The organism is uncultured Salegentibacter sp., assembly GCF_963972535.1.
Lineage (GTDB): Bacteria > Bacteroidota > Bacteroidia > Flavobacteriales > Flavobacteriaceae > Salegentibacter.
On record NZ_CAXAVR010000031.1, the window covers coordinates 1 to 25,233 of the forward strand.

At 37.4% G+C, this 25,233-nt stretch carries 19 protein-coding genes and 1 pseudogene; 11 read left to right on the forward strand and 9 right to left on the reverse strand.

Annotation, left to right across the window (positions count from 1 at the left end):
* The 6 genes and pseudogenes from AACZ30_RS06025 to xrtF form a co-directional block, all read right to left on the reverse strand.
* Nucleotides 1-1,341, reverse strand: a pseudogene (locus AACZ30_RS06025) (efflux RND transporter periplasmic adaptor subunit); the annotation flags it as partial.
* Nucleotides 1,328-2,596, reverse strand: a complete 1,269-nt coding sequence (locus tag AACZ30_RS06030) for a TolC family protein (protein ID WP_208224471.1) — start codon at nucleotides 2,594-2,596, stop codon at nucleotides 1,328-1,330. The gene AACZ30_RS06030 and the pseudogene AACZ30_RS06025, both read right to left, overlap by 14 nt.
* 37 nt (nucleotides 2,597-2,633) lie before the next feature.
* Nucleotides 2,634-6,467, reverse strand: coding sequence for an efflux RND transporter permease subunit (locus AACZ30_RS06035; RefSeq protein WP_339648277.1), 3,834 nt, complete (start codon nucleotides 6,465-6,467; stop codon nucleotides 2,634-2,636).
* Nucleotides 6,468-6,662: 195 nt separating this feature from the next.
* Entirely contained in the window at nucleotides 6,663-7,055 is a 393-nt protein-coding gene (locus tag AACZ30_RS06040) for a hypothetical protein (RefSeq protein WP_339648278.1), read from the reverse strand.
* 66 nt (nucleotides 7,056-7,121) lie between these two features.
* The gene (locus AACZ30_RS06045) at nucleotides 7,122-7,565 is read right to left on the reverse strand and encodes an exosortase F system-associated protein (protein WP_339648280.1); all 444 of its coding nucleotides are present in this window, start codon (nucleotides 7,563-7,565) and stop codon (nucleotides 7,122-7,124) included.
* On the reverse strand, nucleotides 7,562-8,107 hold the full coding sequence (gene xrtF, locus AACZ30_RS06050; protein WP_339648282.1) for an exosortase family protein XrtF: 546 nt from the start codon (nucleotides 8,105-8,107) through the stop codon (nucleotides 7,562-7,564). Before xrtF ends, AACZ30_RS06045 begins: the two co-directional genes overlap by 4 nt.
* 87 nt (nucleotides 8,108-8,194) lie before the next feature.
* Here xrtF and AACZ30_RS06055 point away from each other — a divergent pair, with 87 nt between their 5' ends.
* On the forward strand, nucleotides 8,195-8,656 hold the full coding sequence (locus AACZ30_RS06055) for a GAF domain-containing protein (protein ID WP_208224464.1): 462 nt from the start codon (nucleotides 8,195-8,197) through the stop codon (nucleotides 8,654-8,656).
* Between the two features lie 93 nt (nucleotides 8,657-8,749).
* On the opposite strand, the gene AACZ30_RS06060 is transcribed toward AACZ30_RS06055, so the two are convergent.
* Nucleotides 8,750-10,003: an ABC transporter permease gene (locus tag AACZ30_RS06060; protein WP_093303359.1), complete on the reverse strand. Its 1,254-nt coding sequence runs from the start codon at nucleotides 10,001-10,003 to the stop codon at nucleotides 8,750-8,752.
* A 237-nt stretch (nucleotides 10,004-10,240) separates the two neighbouring features.
* Here AACZ30_RS06060 and purH point away from each other — a divergent pair, with 237 nt between their 5' ends.
* The 5 genes from purH (at nucleotide 10,241) to rodA (ending at nucleotide 17,290) form a co-directional block, all read left to right on the forward strand.
* Entirely contained in the window at nucleotides 10,241-11,773 is a 1,533-nt protein-coding gene (gene purH / locus AACZ30_RS06065) for a bifunctional phosphoribosylaminoimidazolecarboxamide formyltransferase/IMP cyclohydrolase (protein WP_339648284.1), read from the forward strand.
* Between the two features lie 38 nt (nucleotides 11,774-11,811).
* Entirely contained in the window at nucleotides 11,812-12,840 is a 1,029-nt protein-coding gene (locus AACZ30_RS06070; protein WP_057482684.1) for a rod shape-determining protein, read from the forward strand.
* A gap of 13 nt (nucleotides 12,841-12,853) precedes the next feature.
* The gene (gene mreC, locus AACZ30_RS06075; RefSeq protein WP_075325855.1) at nucleotides 12,854-13,678 is read left to right on the forward strand and encodes a rod shape-determining protein MreC; all 825 of its coding nucleotides are present in this window, start codon (nucleotides 12,854-12,856) and stop codon (nucleotides 13,676-13,678) included.
* 492 nt (nucleotides 13,679-14,170) lie between these two features.
* Nucleotides 14,171-16,039 (forward strand): penicillin-binding protein 2, encoded by a 1,869-nt coding sequence (mrdA, locus tag AACZ30_RS06080; RefSeq protein ID WP_339648287.1) that lies wholly within the window; start codon nucleotides 14,171-14,173, stop codon nucleotides 16,037-16,039.
* Nucleotides 16,040-17,290, forward strand: coding sequence for a rod shape-determining protein RodA (gene rodA, locus AACZ30_RS06085; protein ID WP_339648288.1), 1,251 nt, complete (start codon nucleotides 16,040-16,042; stop codon nucleotides 17,288-17,290).
* A gap of 193 nt (nucleotides 17,291-17,483) precedes the next feature.
* On the opposite strand, the gene AACZ30_RS06090 is transcribed toward rodA, so the two are convergent.
* A complete protein-coding gene (locus tag AACZ30_RS06090; protein WP_339648289.1) occupies nucleotides 17,484-19,619 on the reverse strand; it encodes a carboxy terminal-processing peptidase in 2,136 nt (711 codons plus the stop codon).
* Between the two features lie 146 nt (nucleotides 19,620-19,765).
* On the opposite strand from AACZ30_RS06090, the gene surE reads away from it, so the two are divergent.
* From surE to AACZ30_RS06115, 5 genes are all read left to right on the forward strand, one after another.
* Entirely contained in the window at nucleotides 19,766-20,548 is a 783-nt protein-coding gene (gene surE / locus AACZ30_RS06095) for a 5'/3'-nucleotidase SurE (protein WP_075325851.1), read from the forward strand.
* A complete protein-coding gene (locus AACZ30_RS06100) occupies nucleotides 20,541-20,822 on the forward strand; it encodes a hypothetical protein (protein WP_075325850.1) in 282 nt (93 codons plus the stop codon). The genes surE and AACZ30_RS06100 overlap by 8 nt, the downstream gene beginning before the upstream one ends.
* 85 nt (nucleotides 20,823-20,907) lie before the next feature.
* On the forward strand, nucleotides 20,908-22,023 hold the full coding sequence (gene lpxB, locus AACZ30_RS06105) for a lipid-A-disaccharide synthase (protein WP_339648291.1): 1,116 nt from the start codon (nucleotides 20,908-20,910) through the stop codon (nucleotides 22,021-22,023).
* Nucleotides 22,024-22,026: 3 nt separating this feature from the next.
* On the forward strand, nucleotides 22,027-22,566 hold the full coding sequence (locus tag AACZ30_RS06110) for a C40 family peptidase (protein ID WP_339648292.1): 540 nt from the start codon (nucleotides 22,027-22,029) through the stop codon (nucleotides 22,564-22,566).
* Nucleotides 22,567-22,615: 49 nt separating this feature from the next.
* Nucleotides 22,616-24,661 (forward strand): ComEC/Rec2 family competence protein, encoded by a 2,046-nt coding sequence (locus tag AACZ30_RS06115; protein ID WP_339648293.1) that lies wholly within the window; start codon nucleotides 22,616-22,618, stop codon nucleotides 24,659-24,661.
* A gap of 79 nt (nucleotides 24,662-24,740) precedes the next feature.
* Here the strand turns inward: AACZ30_RS06115 and AACZ30_RS06120 are convergent.
* On the reverse strand, nucleotides 24,741-25,233 hold a 493-nt coding region (locus AACZ30_RS06120; RefSeq protein WP_339648294.1), incomplete at its 5' end, for a thioredoxin fold domain-containing protein.

The following is a 25,233-nucleotide window of genomic DNA, read 5'->3' on the forward strand; positions in this document are numbered from 1 at the left end:
TACCAGGGCATTTTTTAATGCCAAATAAGAATTAAATACCTCCTGAATTTCGTTTTTCCCGGCTGCAGATAATTCCATCTCTTTAATATCACCTGTACCATTTTCCTGCGGATTCATCATACTGGGTTTTCCGGCTAATTGCACCGCCGCATCTACGGTAAAAGTACCATTTACCACAATTTCCTCGCCTGCACTTAAACCTTTTTCCACAACATAAGAATCCCCTAAAGAAGAACCTAAAACCACTTCCCGATGTTTAAATCCGGCGCCGTTTTCCACATTTTCTTTCACATATACCACAGAACGTTTCCCCGTCCACAAAACTGCAGATTGTGGAATTACAATTTCTTCGTTTTCGGTACTAAGGTTATTTTCTATAATTCCTGTTGCAAACATTCCTGGTTTAATTCGTCTATTCTCATTATCAATTTCTACCCGGGCAGTAGCCACACGGGTATTATTATTTAACAACGGGTCTACAAACTTTACCTCACCCTCAAAGGTTTCCCCGGGAATTGATTGTATAGTATATTTTATGGTGCTGCCTTCTTTAATCCAGGACATATTGCTCTCATAAACATCAAAAAGCACCCAAAGTTTATCAAGATTAGCGATTTTATAAATAGGCATTCCCCTTTCTAAATAATCACCCTGTTCAGCCATAAGTTCGGTCACTACACCACCAACATCGGCAGTAATTGAAAACCTCTCCATAGCCTCACCTCTACCCAACATATTATTAATTTGCGCCTCACTAATTTTCCAGTTTCTAAGCTTTTGTTTTGCGGCTTCAAAAAGTTCTGGCTGACTTTCCCTGATCTCGGCTGCCTGTAATAATTCTTCCTGGGCAGTCACCTACTCTGGCGAATAGACGCTAGCCAAAACCTGCCCGCGATTCACTTTTTCACCGGTAAAATTCACGCGCAATTGCTCAATTCTCCCAGGAATATGGGTAGATTGAGTGTAAGTGTTTCGTTCGTCTACCTCAACTTTTCCGTTAAGTCTAATTTCTTTTGAAGTTTCACCGGCTCCAACCAGCATGGTTTCTACATTTGCAAGTTTCAGCGCATTCTCACTCATCACAAACATGTCTGAATCCAGTTCGTTTTCATCTTCTGAAACGGGAATAAGATCCATTCCACAAATTGGGCAATCTCCCGGTTCATTTTGTCGTACCGAAGGGTGCATAGAACAGGTCCAGGTTTGATTTTCGCTCATTTCAGAGTGATCGTGCTCTTCAGCTTCTTCAGCATCATTCCCTCCACCAAAAAGCAGGTATCCGAATAAAAGTCCCAGGATAAGAATCCCGGCAGCTTTCCATATATTATTAATTCGTTTCATCGTAATTTTCAGTTTTAGCTGATAAATAATCCATTTTTGCCTGAGCCGTAAATCCGGTTTTCAAAGCCTCTATTTGCTGAGTTTTCAGCATTAAAATATCCTGATTCATTTGAAGCACTTCTTCAAAATCGCCATCGTTATTACTAAAAGCCGAAACCAAAAGCTTATTTGCCTGGTTAGAACTTTCAATTTGCCGTTCGTAGAGTTTAAGAAGTTTGGCAGCTTTATTTAAATCGTAGACCGTTTGCTCAAATTCACTTAGCAACTGGTTCTCTCTCGCTTCTTTATTTTGAATAGCGGCTTCCTGCATTAATTCGGCTTCTTTTTCTGCGGCTTTATATTTTTTTCTGAAAATCGGTAAACTCACCGAAAACATAGGCATTATCGCATCTTGCCCGTTCATTGGCGGATTTGCATCTGTTCGTTTTGAAATAATCGAATAATCCACGCCAATCCCGAAATTAGGTAAGCCCGATTTTTGAGCTGTTTCTGCACGACTTTCATATGCCTCCCGCTCCCTATCGAATTTGGTAAGTTCTGGATGCATTTTAAAAGCTTCTTCAGGACTAATTATTTCATTTTGTATTTCAGGATTAAAAATCAGGGTATCCTGAATTGCAACATCGGCTTGCCGATCTCTATTCAGTAAAAGATTAAACTGCTTTTTTAAACTTTCCAGTTGTTCTTTTTCAAGCTCTATTTCTGTTAAGGCTTCGTCGCGTTTGATATCTACCCGAACAACATTTACCATTTTTGAACTTCCGCTTCTAAACTTACTGAGGGAAAGCTCCCTATATGAATCCAAAATGTCAAGATTTTCCTCTTTTAGAGCAATAGTTTTCTCAATAGCAAAAAGCTCAGCATATGCTTTTTTTATTTCGAAAAATAAGTCGGCTCGCATTGCCAAATACTCCTGAAATCTTGCTTCTGCCAGTAAATCTGCTGCTTCTTTTTTTGTTTTTAAAGTTCCAAACCAGGGAAACATTTGCATAAGGCTAAACCGGGCCTCCTGGGCGCCCAGACGGGTTTCTACCATTCTACCAAATGCGCTAACCGTTAATGTGGGATCTGGTAAAGACGAAACTTGCGGCGATTGCTGTAGTGCGGCTTCAAATTGCGTATAGGCCGATTGTAGCTTTGGGTTATTTTCGGCAGCGATTTGGAGATAATCTTCCAAATCCTGGGCAAGCCCCCCTACCCCCCAAAGGGGGAGTAAAAGCAAGGTAAAAATTATATGTTTCGCGTTTATTTTCATTATTATATTTTAAATCAAACCTTAGGGTTATCAGTTTCTAAACCCTCCCCCCTTTGGGGGAGTTGGAGGGGGCTTCTTTCTTTTCCCTCCAAATAGCCTGTAAAACCGGTACTACGAAAATTGTCATAATTTGAATCAACATCCCACCTACAATTGGAATGGCCATTGGCACCATAATATCAGATCCTTTTCCGGTTGAAGTCAGTACCGGAAAAAGCGCAATGATTGTTACTGCCGTGGTCATCATTGCAGGGCGTACCCGTTTTAAACCGGCCTCCATCACCGCTTCCCGAACTTCTGAAACTGTTTTTGGATTTTTTCGTTCAAAAACCTGGTGAATGTATGTTCCCATTAAAACGCCATCATCGGTAGCGATCCCAAACAGAGCGATAAATCCTACCCAAACTGCTACGCTTAAATTCACCTCCTGCATTTGAAAAAGGTTACGCATATTGGTGCCGAACATATCAAAATCCATAAACCAGCCCTGCCCATAAAGCCAAATCATAATAAAACCACCTGCAAACGCCACAAATACGCCTGAAAAGTGAATTGTGGATGCAATAATGCTCTTAAATTGAAAATATAGTAGGAGGAAAATGATAATCAAACAGATAGGAATTAATATTGCGAGGCGTTTTACAGCCCGTACCTGATTTTCATAATTTCCGGAGAATTTATAACTAACTCCTTGCGGCACCTGCAATTCACCGGCATCAATTTTATCCTGAATATGCTGCTGTGCATCGTTTACTACGTTTACTTCAGCAAAGCCATCGCGTTTATCAAAGAGTACGTACCCCGTTAAAAAAGTTTCTTCACTTTTTATCATTTGCGGCCCACGCTCATATTTAAGTTCAGCGAGTTCTCTTAACGGAATTTGAGCCCCATTTGAAGTGGGAATAAGAATATTCTTAATACTTTCAGGATCGTTTCTTAATTCGCGGGGATATCTCACCCTAACCGGAAATCGCTCCCGGCCTTCTACCGTAGAAGTAATTTCCATTCCGCCAATAGCAGTTTCAATGGTCTGCTGTACATCTTCAATACTAAGTCCGTAGCGAGCAATCGCATCTCTGTCTATATCGATCTCGAGATAAGGTTTTCCTACAACCCGATCAGCAAAAACGGCTTCAGATTTTACTGAAGGCACTTCTTTTAGCAATTCTTCCAGTTTCATTCCAAAATCTTGAATGATTCGAAGATCGGGACCGTAAACCTTAATTCCCATTGGCGCCCGCATCCCGGTTTGCAACATTACCAAACGGGTTTCTATGGGTTGTAATTTTGGCGCCGAAGTTACCCCGGGAAGTTTTGTTCGCCTGGTAATTTCATTCCAAATATCGTCTGGACTGTTAATATGTTCGCGCCAATTTCGGTAGAATTTTCCATCTTCATCTTCAATTAAATTTGAAGCGATTACATCTCTTTGAATAGCTTCAGCATTAGTTAACGTGTCCCCTGATTTGAGAATAAAACGGTTTTCATCATCAACTTTAAATCGTTGCATCGATCCGTCTTCTGCATGAATATATTCCGGTTTATAATTAATGATATTTTCAAACATAGAAATTGGGGCAGGATCCAGAGCGGTTTCTGCCCTTCCTAATTTCCCAACAGCAACCTCAACTTCAGGAATACCGGTTACCGCCATATCCAATTGTTTCAGGGTTTTGGTGGTTTCCTCCATCCCTGCGTGTGGCATAGTGGTGGGCATCAATAAAAAGCTACCTTCGCTTAACGAGGGCATAAATTCTTTTCCAACACCGGGAAAAGTATGCGTTAGCCCACTCCAAACCTGGGTGGTTCTCACATTCCATCCCACTTTATCAAATCCGTTGGCTACAAAACCGAATAATTTTGGAAAACCAAACCAGATCATCGCACCAAAAAATATAGTGATAATGGGGAGTGTGAGGAATTTCGCCTTATTAGTTAAACACCAGTTTAAGATAGGTTCGTAGTATTTTACGACCATCATTAACACTATCAAAGTGATACTTAACAACAGGATTACAAAAATATAATTGGCGAACGCCGATTTCTGAAAGCCAAGTGGCATCCACTCTTCCGCAAGAAAGAATATAGTAACCGCCAGGATTAAACCCGGAATTACCAAATTGGTATATTTTCCGAAAAAATGCGGGTTCCTGTCTTCAACAATTTTTACGATCCCGATAAGCGTTAAAGCTAAAGGCAACCAAAAACTAAAAATAATGGCTAAAGCGATTCCTGAAATGATTAACACAATATTCCAGGTTTGCTGGGTTTTCTTTTTATCAATTTTAATATTGAAAAAGAAATACGATAACATGGGCAGTACAAAAACCCCAATAAGGAAAGCCGCTACCAATGCAAAGGTTTTAGTAAAAGCCAGGGGACGAAATAATTTACCCTCGGCGTTTTCCATAAAGAAAACCGGGATAAAACTTACAATCGTGGTGGCGAGTGCTGTTGTAACTGCCGGGGCTACTTCAGCAGTTGCTTTGTAAATTACACCGGCAAGTTTATTTCCGCGGAGATTTTTATTTTCAGGCATTTCCAGCCAGCGAATAGTGTTTTCAACAAAAACAATCCCAACATCTACCATCACTCCAATGGCAATAGCAATTCCTGAAAGTGCTACCACATTGGCATCTACCCCAAAATAGCGCATCGCAATAAAAGTCATAAGTACAGCCACCGGCAATAAACTGGATATTAAAATAGAAGCCCTTAGGTTTAAGACAAGTACTATAATTACGATAATACTAATAAGCACCTCGTGGGAAAGTGCTCGCTCCAGGGTGTTTATAGTTTCGTTAATCAGTTGTGTTCTATCGTAAAAAGGGACGATAGTTAACTGACTTTCGGTACCATCAGAAAGCGTTTTAGATGGTAATCCGGTAGATATTTCTTGAATTTTATCTTTAGTATTTTGAATTACCGCCAGGGGATTTGAGCCATACCTTGCTACTACCACACCACCAACAACTTCAGCTCCTCCCTTATCTAAAACTCCGCGGCGTTCGGCAGGACCTAAACTTACCCGGCCTAGGTCCTTAATAAGTACCGGCGTGTTATCATTTGCGGCTACAACAGTATTTTCAATATCTTCAATAGATTCAATATAACCGAGCCCGCGTACCAGGTATTCCACTTTGTTTACCTCTAAAGTTTTCGCCCCGGCATCGCGGTTAGAATTCTTTACCGCCATCCTTACCTGGTTGATGCCAATTCCGTAGGCTTTAAGCGCATCGGGATTTACATCAATTTGATATTCCTGTACAAAACCACCAATAGAAGCAACTTCTGAAACTCCTTTTGCGCCGCTTAGTCCAAGTTTCACATAATAATCCTGAACTTTACGTAATTCGTGAAGGTCCCAGCCACCGGTAACATTTCCATCTTTATCGCGACCTTCTAAAGTGTACCAAAAAACCTGGCCTAAACCTGTAGCATCAGGACCTAAAGTAGGCTGAACATCATCGGGTAATAAACCTGCAGGAAGAGAATTCAACTTCTCTAACACCCGGCTTCTGGACCAGTAAAACTCTACATCTTCTTCAAAAATGATATAAATACTGGAAAAACCAAACATGGAAGAACTACGAATAGATTTCACTCCCGGAATTCCCAAAAGTGAACTGGTAAGCGGATAAGTAATTTGATCTTCTATATCCTGGGGGGAACGCCCGGGCCAATCGGTAAAAACAATTTGTTGATTTTCTCCAATATCGGGAATAGCATCTACCGGAACTGGATCACTGGGCAGAAATCCAGTGTCCCAATTAAAAGGCGCAGTTACCAAGCCCCAGCCGATTAGAAATACTAAAAGCAGGACAGAAACCAGTCGGTTATAAAGAAAATATTTTATAATCTTATTGAACATGAATGTGGATATACATTAATAAAACAACTAAGCGCTGTAAACAAAATGAGAAATAGCCCAAAATGAAACTGTAAACGTCATTATGACACCGATGTTTATCGGGTGATCTAATCTGCTGATATTAACAGATTGCGTCGTGCCTCGCAATGACGATTTTATCATTTTGAAACAGGATGACATTTACAAAAATGTATATCAAATAAGGAAAACCTGGTCTTCGAGCTGTATGTCTTTGACCAGAAGTGGTGGAGAATAATCTTTAAAAGGAATATTATCTTTTGAAAAATCTTCAAAAATAAAAATGTAGGAATAAGCAAAGCCTGTGAGGAAAAGCTGTTGATTTAGGTCTAGCGAATCAAACTGGTGTTTTAACTCGTCCTGGCCTTCTACCGCAATTTTCTCATTGGTACAGCAGGAATCTTCAGATGAAGTTTCCATTTCCATCCCGCAGGTTTTGGCTTCAGAAAAAATTGCTTTATCTACTAAAAAGCTTCCACAGAAATGTTTATCAACCGTAAAAGAAAAGGTTGAAAACAGCACTAAAAATGCCATTGCTATAGAAATGCTATGTTGAAAAGCTTTTTTCATCAGCTACAAAAATAGGTAAAATTTTGAAATAAAGCCTTTTCAGATCTTTGGGAATAACTTTTAAGATTATGAGTTTTCCCATTTTTTTAATCTGTAATAATAAAAAGCAGGCAGTAAAATAAGGATAAATACAGGGTGAATTAAAAATCGGCGTACATAAAATAAACCCATTACATTTTCTGAATTCAAATTAAAATAAAGTACGCTGAATGTTGCCAGACCAATTCCAAAAAGTAAGGTAAAAAGCAAGGCGGCAAATTTCACAATGTTTTTATCGCGAAAACTAACAAAAAGGATTACCAGGGAAATAGCAGTATTTAACCAGTAGCGTAAACTAAGGTTAAGCAATAATTTAGGGAAATTAATTTGGGGTACTTCCATTGCTAAATAACCGCCATAACGGTAAAAATCTATTAGTGGATCGTAAAATAACTGATGCTCAAAAAACCTCACCAAAACCAGCAAAATAACTAAAACACCAATGCCTGATAGCCTTAAAAATTGTTTCATAATTTCTGTTTTTGGCTATAAATACGCACCCAGATAACCCACAGTAAAAATACGGTGCCGTAGATAATTAATGGGAATATAATGCTGTGTAGAAATTCGGTATGTTGCGGATACTCGTAAATTCCCACAGCGAGAATAGCAATTCTAATAATATTCATTGCATAAATTATTACACTACCCGCTAAAAGATAAAGTAGTGTGAGTTTCAATCGGCCAAAAAAGGAAAGTACAAAAGCGATAAATAAAATAATGATACTAATTGCATTACAGCCTTCCACGATTCTGGCCAGGTAAACTTCATTCACAATAAGCTTCATAGAGAGTTCTGACTGGTGCGGTAAAATTTGCGCATTATAACCAAAACTACTAATTAAGGTTTCACTTTGTTTTGCAACCAGATGAGTAATGTAATCTGGAAAATAAATAGGCGACCTAAAGAATTCTAAATAAAGGTTATAAATAAGGGTGAGCACCAGGTAACTCCCCAAAAACATAAAAATGAAACGAAGAACCGATTTATATTTAATGAATAACCTGATCAATTTTAGAGAGGGTTTTTAACAAATTTATATAAATAAGAGCCTGTGCTTGCTATAATTTTTGAATACTTTTGCACCAAAATATCAACTATGCCATTTCAGAAATTAAAACCAGAAATTAAAACTATTCTTGAAAACGATAATCTTTCGGTAGATCACCGATTGTCGCAGGTTTGTGAGGTTTTAAAAGAAAATATCCCATATTACGATTGGGTAGGTTTTTATTTTAAAAATGGCGATAAAGAGGAATTGAAATTGCGTTCTTTCGCAGGCGAACCTACAGACCATACTATTATTCCTTTTGGAAAAGGGATTTGCGGGCAGGTAGCGGTTTCTAATAAAAACTTTGTAGTGCCAGACGTAAAAGCACAAACTAATTATATAGCCTGTAGCATTAACGTGAAAGCTGAAATTGTTGTACCGCTTTTCTTAAACGGCGAGAACATTGGCCAAATTGATATAGATTCTCACACTCCAGATCCTTTTTCTAAGGAAGATGAAGAGTTTTTGGAATGGGTTAATGAAAAGGTAGCTAAAATCTTGAAAGCATAAAAAAGAGAAAAAGAATAGAGATAAGAGAGAAAAGATAAAGTCCAATAGGTAAAAAATCTTTATTCTATACTCTATTTTCTATGCTCTTGAATTTTACATTCCTGTCCTAATCGCTTCCACAGGATCTAATTTTGAAGCCGAAATTGCCGGAATTATTCCTGAAATTAACCCGATTACTGCTGAAACTGCAAAGCCAACAAACATATTCCAGGAAGAAAGTACAAACTCAAAGTCGCCGGTAAATTGCGAAGCCGCGATAGAAACCAACCAAACCAATCCCAGTCCTACGAGGCCACCAATAACAGCCAGGATTACCGCTTCAAATAAAAATTGAAAGAGAATAAATTTATTTTTGGCTCCCAAAGATTTCTGAATTCCAATTAAATTGGTTCGCTCTTTTACGCTTACAAACATAATATTGGCTATTCCAAAACCGCCCACCAGTAATGAAAATCCGCTAATTATTAATCCTATAAAATTCAGCTGACCGGTAATATTATCTATTAAATCGGCAAAACCCTGAAGTTGATTTATAAAAAAGTTATTGATATCGCCAGGTTTTATTCCGCGGTAATTTCTAAGCTGTTGTTCTAAAACTGCCATATATTCGGCATTATCAACATCATCTTCTGGCTTTAAAATTAATTGCGGAAAAACACCCTTATTATTATCTCCATAAACTCTTCTCACAATATTTGCAGGAACGAACACCTGGCCATCCCTGGAGCCACCAAATAAGCTAGCTCCTTGCTTTTTAAGCACACCAATAACGGTAAGCTTTCTGCCATATAAACGCACTTCCTTACCAAGAGGATTAAGTCCACCAAAAAGATTATTTGCTATTTCGTGCCCTAACACAATTACCGGAGAACCACTTACTGACTCAGATTCGTTAAAAAACCTACCTTCTTCCAGTTCCAGGGCTTCAATATCGTAATATTCGTGGGTAATAGCGCCAACTCCAACACCGGTACTGGTAACATCCTGATATTTTATAGATTCATCGGGAACGCCAATTGTAAAACTTATAGATTCGGTATTGGGAAGATTTCGTTTTAGGTATTGATATTCATCGTAAGAAACATCTGGAAACTGCTGGCGTTTCCATTGCGGCACATCGGTGGGGCCAAAAGAAAAACGCATTACCACAATGGTGCTGTTATCTAAAGCGCTTAAACTTCCTTTAATTTCACGTTCTAAAGAATCTACTGCAGCAAGAACGCCTATAATGGAAAAAATTCCAATAGTAACCCCCAGCAAAGAAAGAAATGTTCTTAGCTTATTGTTCTTAAGCGCGTTTATCGCAAAATTAAAACTTTCCCTAAGTACGCGTAGATATATCAGCATAATAAATAAAGCTCGGGGACAGAACCACGGAGCATTAAATTGTAAATTAAAACATTCTACCAGCCGGGCACATATAAATACCAGGATATCGAGTAAATAAAGCCCGAATTTTTATGTGCTTAGTGGTATGACGCCCGGGTTTAAATTTCGTTACAAAATTTCTGGATAAATAAAGTAAATGCCTTTTATGTTTTTGGGTTAAATACTTACTTTTGCCACTTTAACAAACACAACACAATGAGCGACTTAAAAAAAGCAAAATCTGCTTTAATATCTGTATTCAGCAAAGAAGGCCTGGAACCTATTGTAAAAAAACTTAACAACCTGGGAATCACCATTTACTCTACTGGTGGCACCGAAAATTTTATAAAAGATCTTGGAATTGAAGTTGTACCTGTAGAAGATGTAACTTCTTATCCTTCAATTTTAGGCGGAAGGGTAAAAACGCTCCACCCAAAAGTTTTTGGAGGAATTTTGAACAGGCAGGATAATGAAGGTGACGTAAAAGAACTTGCAGAATACGAAATTCCGCAGATAGACATTGTGATTGTAGACCTTTATCCGTTTGAGAAAACCGTAGCTTCGGGAGCTTCAGAACAGGATATTATTGAGAAAATAGATATTGGCGGCATTTCGCTTATTCGCGCCGCTGCAAAGAACTTTAAAGATGTGCTTTGTGTTTCTTCGGTAGAAGATTATAAGGGTTTTGAAAATTTACTGGACGAAAAAAATGGAGAAACCAGCCTTGCCGATCGTAAACTATTTGCTGGAAAAGCTTTTAATATTTCTTCGCATTATGATACGGCAATTTTCAACTACTTTAATGCTGAAGGTGAAGTAAAAGCTTATAAAACGAGCATTCAAACAGGGAAAGAATTACGATATGGAGAGAACCCACACCAACAAGGAACTTTTTATGGAGATTTTGATGCAATGTTTGAAAAACTGCACGGAAAAGAACTTTCTTACAACAACTTATTAGATGTTGATGCTGCGGTAAACCTCATCAACGAATTTAAAGGCGAAGCACCAACTTTTGCAATATTAAAGCACAATAATGCCTGTGGTTTAGCGCAACGCGACACTGTTCACCAGGCTTATATAGATGCGTTGGCGGGTGATCCTGTTTCAGCCTTTGGAGGAGTTTTGATTAGTAATGTTGAAATTGATAAAAGTACAGCTGAAGAAATTCATCAATTATTCTGTGAAGTGGTTATTGCCCCTTCATTCTCTAAGGAGGCCGAAGAAATTTTAAAAGGAAAAAAGAACAGAATTTTATTGATTCAGAAAGAGACTGAACTTCCGCAGAAACAGGTTAGAACTTGTTTGAACGGCGTTTTGGTACAGGACAAAGACAATAAAACAGATGCGCTTGAAGATTTAAAAGAGGCTACAAACAATAAACCAACAGATGCCGAGTTATCTGATTTGTTGTTTGCTTCCAAAATATGCAAGCACACAAAATCGAATACCATCGTTTTAGCAAAAAACAAACAATTATGCGCCAGCGGCACCGGGCAAACTTCTCGTGTAGATGCTTTAACACACAGCATAGAGAAAGCGAGATCTTTTAAATTCGATTTAAAAGGAGCGGTTATGGCCAGCGATGCGTTTTTCCCGTTTCCAGATTGTGTAGAGATTGCCGGTAACGCTGGAATTTCAGCAGTAATCCAGCCCGGAGGATCTATAAAAGACCAGCTAAGTATAGATTATTGCAACGAAAATAATATAGCTATGGTGATGACGGGAACACGCCATTTTAAACATTAATTTTATTACATTTACCAAACCTCAATACCAAACAAAGCATGGGATTTTTTGACTTTCTCATTGAAGAAATAGCGATAGATTTAGGAACTGCCAACACCCTTATTATTCATAATGATAAAGTGGTGGTAGACAGCCCCTCTATTGTTGCACGAGACCGAACTACGGGAAAAATAACCGCAGTAGGGAAAGAAGCTGCAATGATGCAGGGAAAAACCCATGAAAACATAAAAACCATTCGCCCTTTAAAAGATGGCGTAATTGCCGATTTTGATGCCAGTGAGAAAATGCTCACTATGTTCATAAAGGAAATTCCGGCACTTAAAAAGAAAATGTTCACGCCGGCGCTTAGAATGGTAATTTGTATTCCATCTGGAATTACAGAAGTTGAAATGCGTGCGGTAAAAGAAAGTGCAGAACGTGTAAATGGGAAAGAGGTTTACCTTATTCACGAACCTATGGCCGCTGCCATAGGTATTGGCGTAGATATTATGCAGCCTAAAGGAAATATGATCGTAGATATAGGTGGTGGTACTACCGAAATCGCGGTAATTGCACTTGGCGGGATTGTTTGCGATAAATCGGTTAAAATTGCCGGTGATGTTTTTACTAATGATATTGTTTATTATATGCGTACGCAGCACAACTTATATGTTGGAGAGCGTACGGCCGAAAAAATAAAAATTCAGATTGGCGCAGCGACTGAAGATTTGGAAGTTCCGCCAGAAGAAATGAGTGTTCAGGGACGTGACCTTTTAACAGGAAAACCCAAGCAGGTAAACATTTCTTATCGGGAAATTGCCAAAGCCTTGGATAAGTCTATTTTAAGGATTGAAGACGCGGTAATGGAAACCTTATCTCAAACTCCCCCAGAGCTTGCAGCCGATATTTATAATACCGGTATTTATCTTGCCGGTGGTGGATCTATGCTTAGAGGATTAGATAAAAGGCTATCTCAAAAAACCGATCTTCCGGTTTATATTGCCGAAGATCCATTAAGAGCCGTAGTAAGAGGAACCGGAATATGCTTAAAGACCCTTAATCGTTATAAGGGAATTTTGATAAAGTAGGAGAAGTAGTTTTATGCAGCAAATTTTCAATTTTCTTATTCGGAATAAGAATAATATCCTATTCCTGTTTCTGCTTGCATTAGCTGTATTCTTTACCATTCAAACCCATTCTTTTCATAAAAGTAGTTTTATAAGCTCGGCTAACGTACTTACCGGCGGCATCTATTCCTGGGCCAACGATTTTGACAAGTACATGCATTTAGACGAGTACAACGAGCGCTTAATGGAAGAAAATAAGCAGCTGCGTAATGTATTGACCAATTTAAACGATACCATCTCGGTAGAAAATTATACCGATACCACCAGTTTTGATGGCACCTATTATTTTAGAACCGCGAGGGTTATTAATAATAACTACGCCAAACCCAACAATTTTCTAACCTTAAACCAGGGAAAAGAAGCCGGTATAAAATCTGAATTTGGGGTTATAACAAGCAAGGGAGTAATTGGTATTGTAGACCGTGTGAACAGCAGGTTTTCGCGAGTAATTTCCATATTAAATTCAGATTCTCAAATTAACGCCCAGTTAAATAAAACCAATCATTTTGGGAGTTTGATCTGGGATGGTAAAAATCCTAATATCGTTCAGCTGGTAGATGTGCCACGACAGGCCCCGGTAAAAGAAGGAGATACCATAGTTACTGGGGGAAAATCTTTAATTTTTCCTGAAGGGATCCCTATTGGTAGTGTAGAAAATTTTAAACTGGACCAAAGCCAGAGTTATTACAATATTAATGTTAGGCTTTTTAATGATATGACCAATATTGGTTATGTATATGTAATTGAAAACCTGGACCGGGAAGAAATACTGGAATTAGAGAAGGAAGATGAACAATAGTATTTTAAAAAATATAATCAGGTTTGTAGGATTAGTATTTATACAGGTGCTAATACTTAACAATATTAATTTCCTGGGCTATATAAATCCTTACCTTTATGTATTATTTATTTTACTTTATCCATTTAATGCAAATCAGAGTTTATTTTTAATACTGTCTTTTTTATTAGGTTTTAGCATAGATCTTTTTGAAGACAGCGGCGGCGTTCATGCGGCAGCTTGTGTGGTTATTGCTTTTATTAGGCCAAATTTGCTTCGATTTTCTTTTGGAATAAGCTATGATCATCAAAATTTAAGGCTTTCCACAACACCTTTTGGAGCCAGATTAAGCTATATTTTTATCAGTATTATAATTCATCATTTTATCTTATTTTTCTTGGAAATGTTCAGCTTTAGTCATATAATAATAGTCCTCAAAAAAACGTTATTTTCAGGGATCTTCAGTGTTATTACTATTATGCTAAGCCTTATTGTTTTCAGTAAAAAATATAGATGAGAAAATTACTTCTTTACATTATTATTCTTACCACCGGCATTATTTTTCTTGCCCGGTTGTTCTATTTGCAAATAATGGACGATTCTTTTGCGGTAAGGTCTCAGGATAATGCTATTGAAGTGGTGTACGACTATCCGCAGCGAGGTTATATTTCAGACCGAAATGGGAAGTTGATGGTTTCTAACCAACCTTCTTACGATGTGATGGCCATTCCACGCAATCTTAAACCTTTTGATACTACTGAATTCTGCGAAATTCTAAGTATAGATCCAAAAGAATTAGGGCGCCGGTTAGATAAAGCCAAAATCTACTCTCCTATTCTTCCGTCAGTAATTATTCCGCAATTAACAAAATCGGAATACGCTTATTTACAGGAAAAAATGCGAAAATATGAAGGTTTTTATATTCAAAAACGTTCTTTAAGAGATTACCAGGTAGATCATAGCGCCAATGTTTTAGGCTATATCGCGCAGGTGAATCAGAAAAAAGTTAATGAAGATCCATATTATATTTCTGGTGACCTTATTGGAAGAAGCGGCGTAGAAAAAGTTTACGAAGAATTACTGCGTGGGGAAAAGGGTGTAAAATATATTCAAAAAGATAGGTTTAACAGGGACATTGGCCCTTATAAAGATGGTATTTACGATACGCTTCCCACTAAAGGGAAAGATATACATATCACTTTAGATGCCGAATTACAGGCGTATGGGGAAAAACTAATGGAAAACAAACGAGGTGGAATTGTAGCTATAGAGCCGGCAAGTGGCGAAATTCTTTCCCTGGTAACCGCTCCTAATTACGACCCTGCTTTATTAGTTGGCCGAAAAAGATCTCCAAATTACACCAAGCTATATTATGATTCTATCGCACAACCACTTTACGATCGCGGACTTTTAGCAGAATACCCTCCCGGATCTCCTTTTAAAGCTTTAACCGGTTTAATTGGGCTGCAGGAAGGTGTAATAGATACCGAAGACAGGTTTTCCTGCAACAACGGTTATAATTACGGAGCCAGGCGTCCTTTGGGTTGCCATGCTCATCCCAGCCCCCTGGATCTTGTGCCGGGTATCGCAAATTCCTGTAATTCATATTTCGCACAGGTTTATAGAAAAACAATAGAAAAATTTCCCACCCCACAAGAAGGGATTGATACCTGGAATGCACATTTAAAAAGTTTTGGACTTGGTCAGTTTATGGGCAATGACCTTAGTACAGGGAGACCGGGCAAAATTCCTGATGCCGATTATTACAACCGAATTTATAATTATCCAACTTACAAATGGTATTCTACGGCCACAATATCTAATGCCATTGGCCAGGGAGAAGTCTTGATGACGCCAATTCAACTCGCAAATATGACGGCTACTATTGCAAACCGTGGATGGTACTACACTCCCCATATTTTAAAAGCTGTAGAAGGTGATCCTATAAAAGAAGAGAAATTTACAGTAAAAAACATCACAACGGTAGACTCCAAACATTTTGATCCTGTAGTTGAAGGTATGCACCAGGTTTACAAAAACGGTACCGCTAGAAGTTTGCAGATTCCCGGAATTGAAATCGCCGGTAAAACAGGTACCGCAGAAAACTTTACAAAAATTGATGGGAAACGCACCCAACTTACAGACCATTCTATTTTTATAGCTTTTGCACCGGTAGACAATCCAAAGATCGCTATTGCAGTATTTGTGGAAAACGGATATTGGGGAAGCCGTTACGCAGGAAGAATTGCCAGCTTAATGGTTGAAAAATATATTAAAAAAGAAATTACCAGAACAGATATGGAAGACTGGATTTTAAGCCACAGTCTTGAAGAAGAGTACGCAAAACCATTGAGTGGAGAACCTTTTATAATAAATAGGTAAATGAGTAAAAGCGTAGCAGGATTTGATTGGATTACTATATTAATTTACCTTTTATTAGTAGGCTTTGGGTGGGCCAATATTTATTCGGCGTCTCTGGGTTCCGGTAGCCCTATTGATTTTTTTAATATGGATGCTCCTTATAGCAGGCAGGCCCTGTTTATAGCATTAAGCATCTTCCTTATTATTCTAATCCTTTCAATTGAAGCAAAATTTTACCAGCGTTTTTCCAGTGTAATTTATGCCACAAGCCTTTTAAGCTTAGCAGGATTATTTGTTTTTGGAAGCACCATTGCCGGGCAGACTGCATGGTACCAAATTGGCTCAGTTAGTATTCAACCTGCAGAATTTGCAAAAGCAGCCACCGCTTTGGCCGTAGCAAAATATCTAAGTGGTATACAAACAAATATTAAAGATTTTAAGCATCAATTACGAGTATTTTTAATTATTGCCCTGCCAATGATCTTAGTGCTCTTACAGCCCGATGCAGGTAGTGCCATGGTCTATTTTTCATTTGCATTTGCACTGTACAGAGAAGGGCTGCATTTTGCTTATTTGTTACTCGGATTTTTCGCTGCTATTCTATTTGTAGCCACACTGGCATTCGGCCCCTTGTGGGTAATTGTCGGAATATTACTAATTGCAATACTTGTTTATCTTAAAAACCGAAAAAGAAGACCTAACATTTTAAAATATTTATTTTTTGCAGCGGTTGCAGTTGGATTTTCGCTTTCAGTAAATTATGTATTTGAAAATGTGTTTAAACAGCATCACCGGGATAGATTTAATATTGTATTAGGCAAAGAAGTAGATTCTCGTGGTATTGGTTATAATACTAACCAAAGTGAAATTGCAATAGGCAGCGGCGGGTTATTCGGAAAAGGCTGGACAGAAGGAACACAAACAAAAGGTCATTTTGTGCCTGAACAACATACCGATTATATTTTTAGCACCGTAGGGGAAGAATGGGGCTTTTTAGGAAGCACGTTTATTCTTGCCCTGTTTATACTGCTTATGTTGCGTCTACTTTATATGGCAGAGCGGCAACGTTCAACTTTTAACCGGGTTTACGGCTATGGGGTAATAGGAATAATCTTTATGCACTTCCTTGTAAATATTGGAATGGTTATAGGCATTTTCCCCACCGTTGGAATTCCCTTACCATTTTTAAGTTATGGAGGTTCGGGACTTTGGGCATTTACAATTCTCCTGTTTATTTTTGTCAAACTGGATTCAGACAGGATGTCTTTCTAATTACAACGTTCTACCAGCAATAAAGCAGCCGCAACCGCCAGAATGATTAGCGGATAAATATATTTTCTTTTCAACATACAGCAAATTTAAACTTTTTGGTAATAAAGTTTACTTCAGAATTTTTCATTTAATCAATTATAGCATAAAAAAAGCGCTTCATTGCTGAAGCGCTTTTACTCTTTTTAGAAGAAAACTAGTCTCTTACTTTCGCTAATTTATCTTCTCTAATATTATTTTTTCGCATATCAGATAGTACGTGAATTGCTTCTTCAACGTAAACATCTCTACTTAAATTCTTATGCCAACGATCTCTTTTTTCTTTTAGAATAGTATCATTTTCAAACATCTTTTCTTCATAGGGTAAAGAAGTAAATGTCAGGTTGGTCTTATAATCATTTATAGAATCAAAGCTTTTTGCCATTTCCTGATTTCTTTCTGCGGTTGCCGCGTATTCTTCAAAATTAAGGGAATGTGCACTATTTTCACTTTGGTCTTTAATCCATTTAGCGTGTTGTTCAATGCGCTTTAATTGCTCATTAGCGTTCATTCGGTCTTTACTGTTTGCAATTGTTTTTTCAAAATCTACATAACCATCCCAAACTTCATATTTAGCCGGATCTATTTTATCCCACGGCAACGGATTATCCTGGTCTTTCTCGCCAATATCTACAAAGCTATAACGATCTGGCACCACAACATCACTTTTCACCCCTTCTAACTGGGTAGAACCACCATTAACTCTATAAAACTTTTGAGTAGTAAGTTTAAGTGCACCAACATCTCCAAATTCATTACTTCTTAACCAACGGTTAAGATCTATCACATTCTGTACAGTACCTTTACCATAGGTTTGTTTACTTCCTATAATAATTGCACGTTTATAGTCTTGCATTGCAGCCGCCAGAATTTCTGAGGCCGAAGCTGAAAGTTCGTTTACAAGAATAACTAAAGGACCATCCCACAGTACAGACGGATCTTCATCTGAAAGTACATCTTTTCTTTGTCCGTTAGATTTAACCTGAACAATTGGTCCCTCTTCAATAAAAAGCCCGGCAATATCTACTACTGTTTTTAAAGAGCCTCCACCGTTATTTCTAAGGTCCAGCACAAGGCCATCCATATTTTTTTCTTTTAAACGAATGATATCCTTTTTGATATCTGAAGCAGCATTTCGCTCTTCATAATCTTCCATATTAAAGTAGAATTTCGGTAAATTTATTATCCCAAAATTCTTCCCTTCCTGCTCAACCATAGCAGTTTTAGCATAGGTTTCTTCAATTTCAACAATATCACGGGTTAGCGTAATTTCTTCAATATTACCCATTAACTTTTTACGAACTGTTAGGGTAACTTTAGAATCTTTTGGGCCCTTAATTAGGTCTACCGCATCTTCCAGGCGCATTCCTACAATACTCACAGGATCTTCTTCATCTTCCTGCTGTACTTTTAATATCTCATCTCCTTCAGAAAGTTCTTCACTTCTCCAGGCAGGACCACCAGATATAACTTCGGTTACGGTAATATTGTCGCTTTTCTTTTGAAGACGGGCGCCAATTCCTTCCAGTTTTCCAGACATTGCAATATCAAACCTGTCCTTATCCTGTGGTGCGAAATATAGTGTATGAGGATCAAAAGATTCTACAATAGCATTTAAATAAACTGAAAAGTAATCTTTACGCTCTAAATCATCGGTAAAATCGTAATATTCGTCTAAAGAACTTAAAGTTACCTCACGGGCTTCTTTCTCAAGTTCTTCTTTAGATTTCATTTCATATTCGGAGTCTTCTTCTTTTTTCATTTCCTCTTCCTCAACTTTATCGTGAAAAGTGATAAGAGTAGAAAATTTAAGTTGTTTTCTCCAACGCTCCTTTAGTTCTTTTTTTGAAGATACATACTCAGCTTCAGAAAAGTCTGTATTTATATCTTCAGCTTCAGAAAAATCGAAAGGTTTTTCAAGGATTTCTTTGTAGATTTTTCGTGCCTCTTCAGATCGTTTTTGAAGTCGGTTATAAGTAAGATCAAAAAAGCCAATTTCCTTTTCCTTAATCTGGTCGTCTATTTTATCCCTGTATTCATTAAACTCTTCAACATCACTGGCATAGAAGAAGCGTTTAGAGCCATCCAGGCCACCAAGGTACTTATCGTAAACCCCTTCAGAAAATTCATCATTAATCTCTCTTGCATCATAGTGCCCTTCATTAAGCACATAGGTAATAAGATCTATAAGAAGTTTGTCTTTATTAGGATCGTCGAATTTTTTAGTAGTAAAACTACAGGAAGTAGCAGCCATTAAAAGCACTACCACCAGGATTTTAAAATTCTTTTTCATAAATAGCATAAATTTCATCATTAACAGCTCCCCAAAATACATTAAAAATTGTGCCAATAAAGCTAACAGGTAATAATAATTTGTTAAACTACTAAGATAAGGTTTCTTCTTGAAATTACTATTTTAGCTCCTTTAAAAAATAGGCTATGACAAAGAAAAAACCATTAATACTGGTTACTAATGACGATGGTATTACCGCTCCCGGAATAAGAACTTTGATTGAGGTAATGAAAGAACTGGGTGATGTAGTAGTAGTGGCACCAGATAGCCCACAAAGCGGAATGGGACACGCTATAACCATTAGCGATACTTTATTTTGCGAACAGGTTACTATTAAGGAAAATTATAAGCATAAAGAATACAGCTGCTCGGGCACTCCCGCAGACTGCGTGAAAATCGCTACCCAGGAAATTTTGCACAGGAAACCAGATCTTTGTGTAAGCGGAATTAACCATGGTTCAAATTCTTCTATAAACGTAATTTATTCGGGGACAATGAGTGCTGCTGTTGAAGCTGGTGTAGAAGGAATTCCCGCTATTGGATTTTCATTATTAGATTACTCGTTAAATGCCGATTTTGAACCAGCCAGGAAATATGTAAAAGCCATTACCAGAAATGTTATTAAAAACGGACTTCCAAAAGGGGTGGTTTTAAATGTAAATATTCCAAAACTTCCCGCTTCAGAAATTAAGGGAATGAAGGTTTGCAGGCAGGCCAACGCACAATGGGAAGAAGAATTTGATAAAAGAACCAATCCGCAGGGACGTGAATATTACTGGCTTACGGGAAAATTTGTAAATAAAGATAAAGGCGAAGACACCGATGAATGGGCGCTTGAAAAAGGATATGTATCTGTAGTTCCCGTACAATTTGATTTAACGGCCCATCACTTTTTAGACGATTTAAATAATTGGGAACTTAATGATTAAGCAAAATATTTTCATAGGATTTTTAACCGGAATTTCTGCCAATATTGGTGGCATTTTTCTTTATATCCTACTTTTTTCAGAAATGGGAATAGACGAAACGCTAGATGATGCAATTGCTGAAGGTTATATTGGCAAGCTCATTGCCCTGGGAGCTATTTTAAACTTTCTACCTTTTTTCGTCTTCCTTAGAAAAAAACAAATCTATCACGCAAGAGGTGTACTTTTAGCTAGTATTATTGCAGCAATTACTATTTTCATTTCAAAAATAGTTTAAATGAAATCGGCTGCTGCTGAACCCAAAAATTGGTAATAATTATAAGTTTGTGTTCAATGCCAAAACTGGGATAAATTTTATAAATATGAAATATTACATAATAGCAGGAGAAGCTTCTGGAGACCTTCACGCTTCTAATCTAATGCGCGCGTTAAAACAAACCGATCCCGAAGCTGAATTTAGGTTTTGGGGTGGTGATCTTATGCAGGCGCAGGGAGGTGAACTGGTAAAACATTATCGGGAACTTGCTTTTATGGGTTTTGCCGAAGTACTTTTTAACTTAAAAACCATTTTAAGTAATATTTCGTTTTGCAAAAAAGATATTAGCGCTTTTAATCCAGACGCCATTATTTTTATAGATTATCCCGGCTTCAATTTAAGAATTGCTAAATGGGCAAAAAAGGAAGCTTACCAGACACATTTCTACATTTCTCCGCAAATTTGGGCCTGGAAAGAAAACCGAATTCAGGCCATAAAGCGCGATATAGATTATATGTACGTAATCCTGCCTTTTGAAAAAGAATTTTATGAAGAAAAACATAATTTCCCCGTTCATTTTGTGGGCCACCCGCTTATTGACGCCATTGGCCAAAAAGATCTTCCCGATGTAGCAGCACTAAAAGAAGAATATCAATTAGACGATAGGCCAATAATTGCAGTATTACCCGGAAGCCGAAAACAGGAAATTTCAAAAATGCTGGAGGTTATGTTAAGTATTACCCCAGATTTCCCTGAATATCAATTTGTAATTGCCGGTGCTCCCAGCCAGGATGCAGAGTTCTACGCTCCTTTTATTAAGCAAAAGAATATAAAATTAATAATGAACAGAACTTACGATATACTTAGCCTTTCTCACGCTGCTATGGTAACATCGGGCACGGCAACCTTAGAAACCGCATTATTTAAAATTCCTGAAGTGGTTTGCTATAAAGGCAACTATATTTCCTACCAAATTGCTCGCCGAATAGTAAACCTTGATTATATTTCTTTGGTAAATCTTATTATGAAACGGGAGGTTGTAAAAGAATTAATTCAGGACGATTTTAATACGAAAACGCTAAAAAAAGAGTTTAAGAAAATACTGGACGAAGAAAATCGTAAGAGAATCTTTAAAGATTATTTTGAACTGGAAAGAAAACTTGGCGGAAAAGGCGCCAGTGAAAAAACCGCCAAACTTATTGTAGAAGCGATTAAAAATTGATTTATGAAGAAAGTTTTTAAGTTCTTTTTTTTAGGCTTTTTTCTTATTAGCCTTATTTCCTGCGGGAGCTCACGCTCTAAAGTTATTACTACTAAAAGTGAAGAAAATCGAGCTGAAAGAGTTTCTCCTTCAAGAAACACTGAAATTGAACCCGTAGATAATAAAGTTTATAACATCATATCTAAAGCCAAAAGTTTTGAAGGCACGCGCTACAAATATGGCGGTACTACCAAACGAGGAATGGATTGCTCCGGACTTATTTTTACAGCGTTTTTAGAAGAAGATATCGCTGTTCCAAGAAATTCCCGCGCCATGTCTTTAGAAGGCGAACGGCTTTATATAAAGGAAGTAACCCCCGGCGATTTATTATTTTTTGAAACCAACAAGAATAAAAAAGTAATTAACCACGTTGGTTTAGTGGTAGAAAAGGAACGGGACAATATTTATTTTATCCACTCCTCCACCTCTCGCGGGGTTATTATTTCTTCACTTTCAGAACCTTATTGGAATGATACTTTTGTAATGGCTCGCCGAATTTTATAATTTTTAGTATCTTCAAAAGATAATTGCCGCCCTACAAAAAACAATAGGGATGCAATTTTTGAATTTCACCATAATTAAACTTTCTCTATTCCTAATCCTGGGAATAATTACCGGATTTTCTTTTGAAATCCCAGGTACTGCTCTTTTTATATTTTTTGGTTGTTTATTTCTTCTTTTCATTGCAGGTTTTCTTAGGGCACGTAACCAAATATTTGACGATGTTTTCTTCGGAATATGTACCTGGAGTTTAATTTTCACTCTGGGAGTTGCAGCAGCTTTTCTTCACCAGCCAAAAAACCTGGCAAATCATTATATAAATCTCGAAGATTCTGAAGCTGAAATAATGCAAATTCGCATTACCGAAAGTCTTAAACCCAATCTTTACAACGAACCCTATCTCGCTGAAGTTGAAAAGATTTTTTCTACAGAAAATTCAAGGCTAGTAAAAGGAAGGATTCTATTGAGTATTTCAAAAGATTCAATAAATAAAGACTTGGCCCCCGGAATGAAACTACTTGTTCCTTATAACCTAAAAAATATTGCCGAACCGCTAAATCCCTATCGCTTTAATTACCGAAACTATATGCAGAAACAGCGGGTAGAAAAGCAGTTACAAGTCGGCGATTCTGAAATAAAAATTTTAAACGAAAAGGAAGAATCTGCGGTTAGTTATGCCTCGAAATTGAGAGAAACAATTATTCAAAAACTCTCTGAAACTAAAATAGAAAAAAATGAGCTCGCAATAATACAGGCTTTATTGCTGGGGCAAAGACAGGATATTTCAAAAGAAATCTATGAAGAATATGCCGCCGCGGGGGCGATTCATATTTTGGCGGTTTCGGGACTTCACGTGGGGATTATTTTACTCATTTTAAACTGGCTTTTTAAACCGCTTAATTATTTAAAAAACGGATTAATATTTAAAACCATTCTTTTAATAATATTAATGTGGGGCTTCGCTATTTTGGCAGGACTTTCGCCATCGGTGGTTCGAGCCGTAACGATGTTTTCTTTTATCGCTATCGGGATGCAAATGCGGCGAAAAACCAGTGTTTTAAACAGTTTATTTATTTCGCTGTTTATTTTACTACTTGTAAATCCTTATTTCATATTTCAGGTGGGTTTTCAACTGAGTTATCTTGCGGTTTTTGCAATTGTCACCATTCAGCCTAAATTATTTAAGCTCTGGCAACCAAAATTTAAAATCACAAAGTACTTCTGGGGATTATTAAGCGTAAGTATCGCAGCGCAGATTGGGGTATTACCTTTAAGTTTATTTTATTTTCATCAGTTTCCGGGCTTATTTTTCCTTTCCAACTTGGTTGTGCTACCGGTACTGGGAATTATTTTAGGACTGGGTATTTTGGTTATCATACTTTCTTTACTGAATTTACTCCCAAATTTTATCGCTGAAACTTATGGAAAACTAATCAGTTTAATGAACCAATTTATATCCTGGGTGGCGGGAAAAGAAGAGTTTGTGTTTACCGATATTCACTTTAATATTTGGCAAAACCTGAGTGCCTATTTATTGATTTTCTTTTTTATTCTTTTACTCTATCAAAAAAGCTTCAGAAATCTTGTTTTTTTTCTCTGCGGAATTCTAATATTTCAAAGTAGTATGCTCTATAGCAAAATGCAGAATTCAACTTCAGAAAGTATAGTTTTTCATAAGTCTAGAAAAACTATGATAGGAATTCAAAAAGATAAAAAGCTAATTTTATATCATAATTTAGCTAATGAAATTCAAGAGGAAATCCGTTTAAAAGATTATAAAACCGGACGGAATATCAATCAAATTGAAGAAAAGCAAATCCAGAATATTTTAGCGCTTTCTGAAACTTCGGTTTTAATTGTAGACAGCAGTGCAGTTTACAAGTTAAACAATTTTAAGCCTGACCTGGTGTTACTTCGGGATTCCCCTAAAATCAACTTAGAACGGCTAATTGGATGTTTAAATCCAAAAATAATTGTTGCCGACGGAAGCAACTATCATACTTATTTATCCCGTTGGGCAGAAACCGCCAAAAAACAAAAAACCCGTTTTCACCATACAGGTAAAAACGGGGCTTTTCGCATCTCTACTGAACCATAAGGCCCACTATCAACTAACACTTAAATTCTACTCGAGAATCGAGACTTAAACACGCGGTTGGTCTCGAGACCGAAATATTTTACTCAAAAGAACCTTCAAAATTCTCCTGGTAATCTGCAAAAGCTTCTTTTGAAGTCATTTTTTTATATTCATCTTCCACAAACAGTTTTAAATAAAGCTCCAGTTGTTGTGGGGTTCTATACCCTGGAATAGGAGCAATTAAATTGGCTTCTTCGTCAAAGAAAACAAGACTTGGATAGCCTGTGATTTTTAAAGCCCTGGCCAATTGGTGCGGCGAATTTCTTCTTGTCTTCTTTTCAGGATCGTACTGCGGATTTTTAAATAGCTGACCCTTAAAATCAATTTCTTCAGGACCTTCAGCATTAAACTTTACCGGGTAATAATTTTCATTTACAAACTCGATCACATCGTTATTGGTAAAGGTATTTTTATCTAACATTTTACAGGGGCCGCACCATACGGTATAGGCATCCATAAATATCTTTTTAGGTTCTTTTTCCTGTGCTGCCAGGGCCTCGTTCATACTCATCCAGTTAATCTCCTGAGCTTGA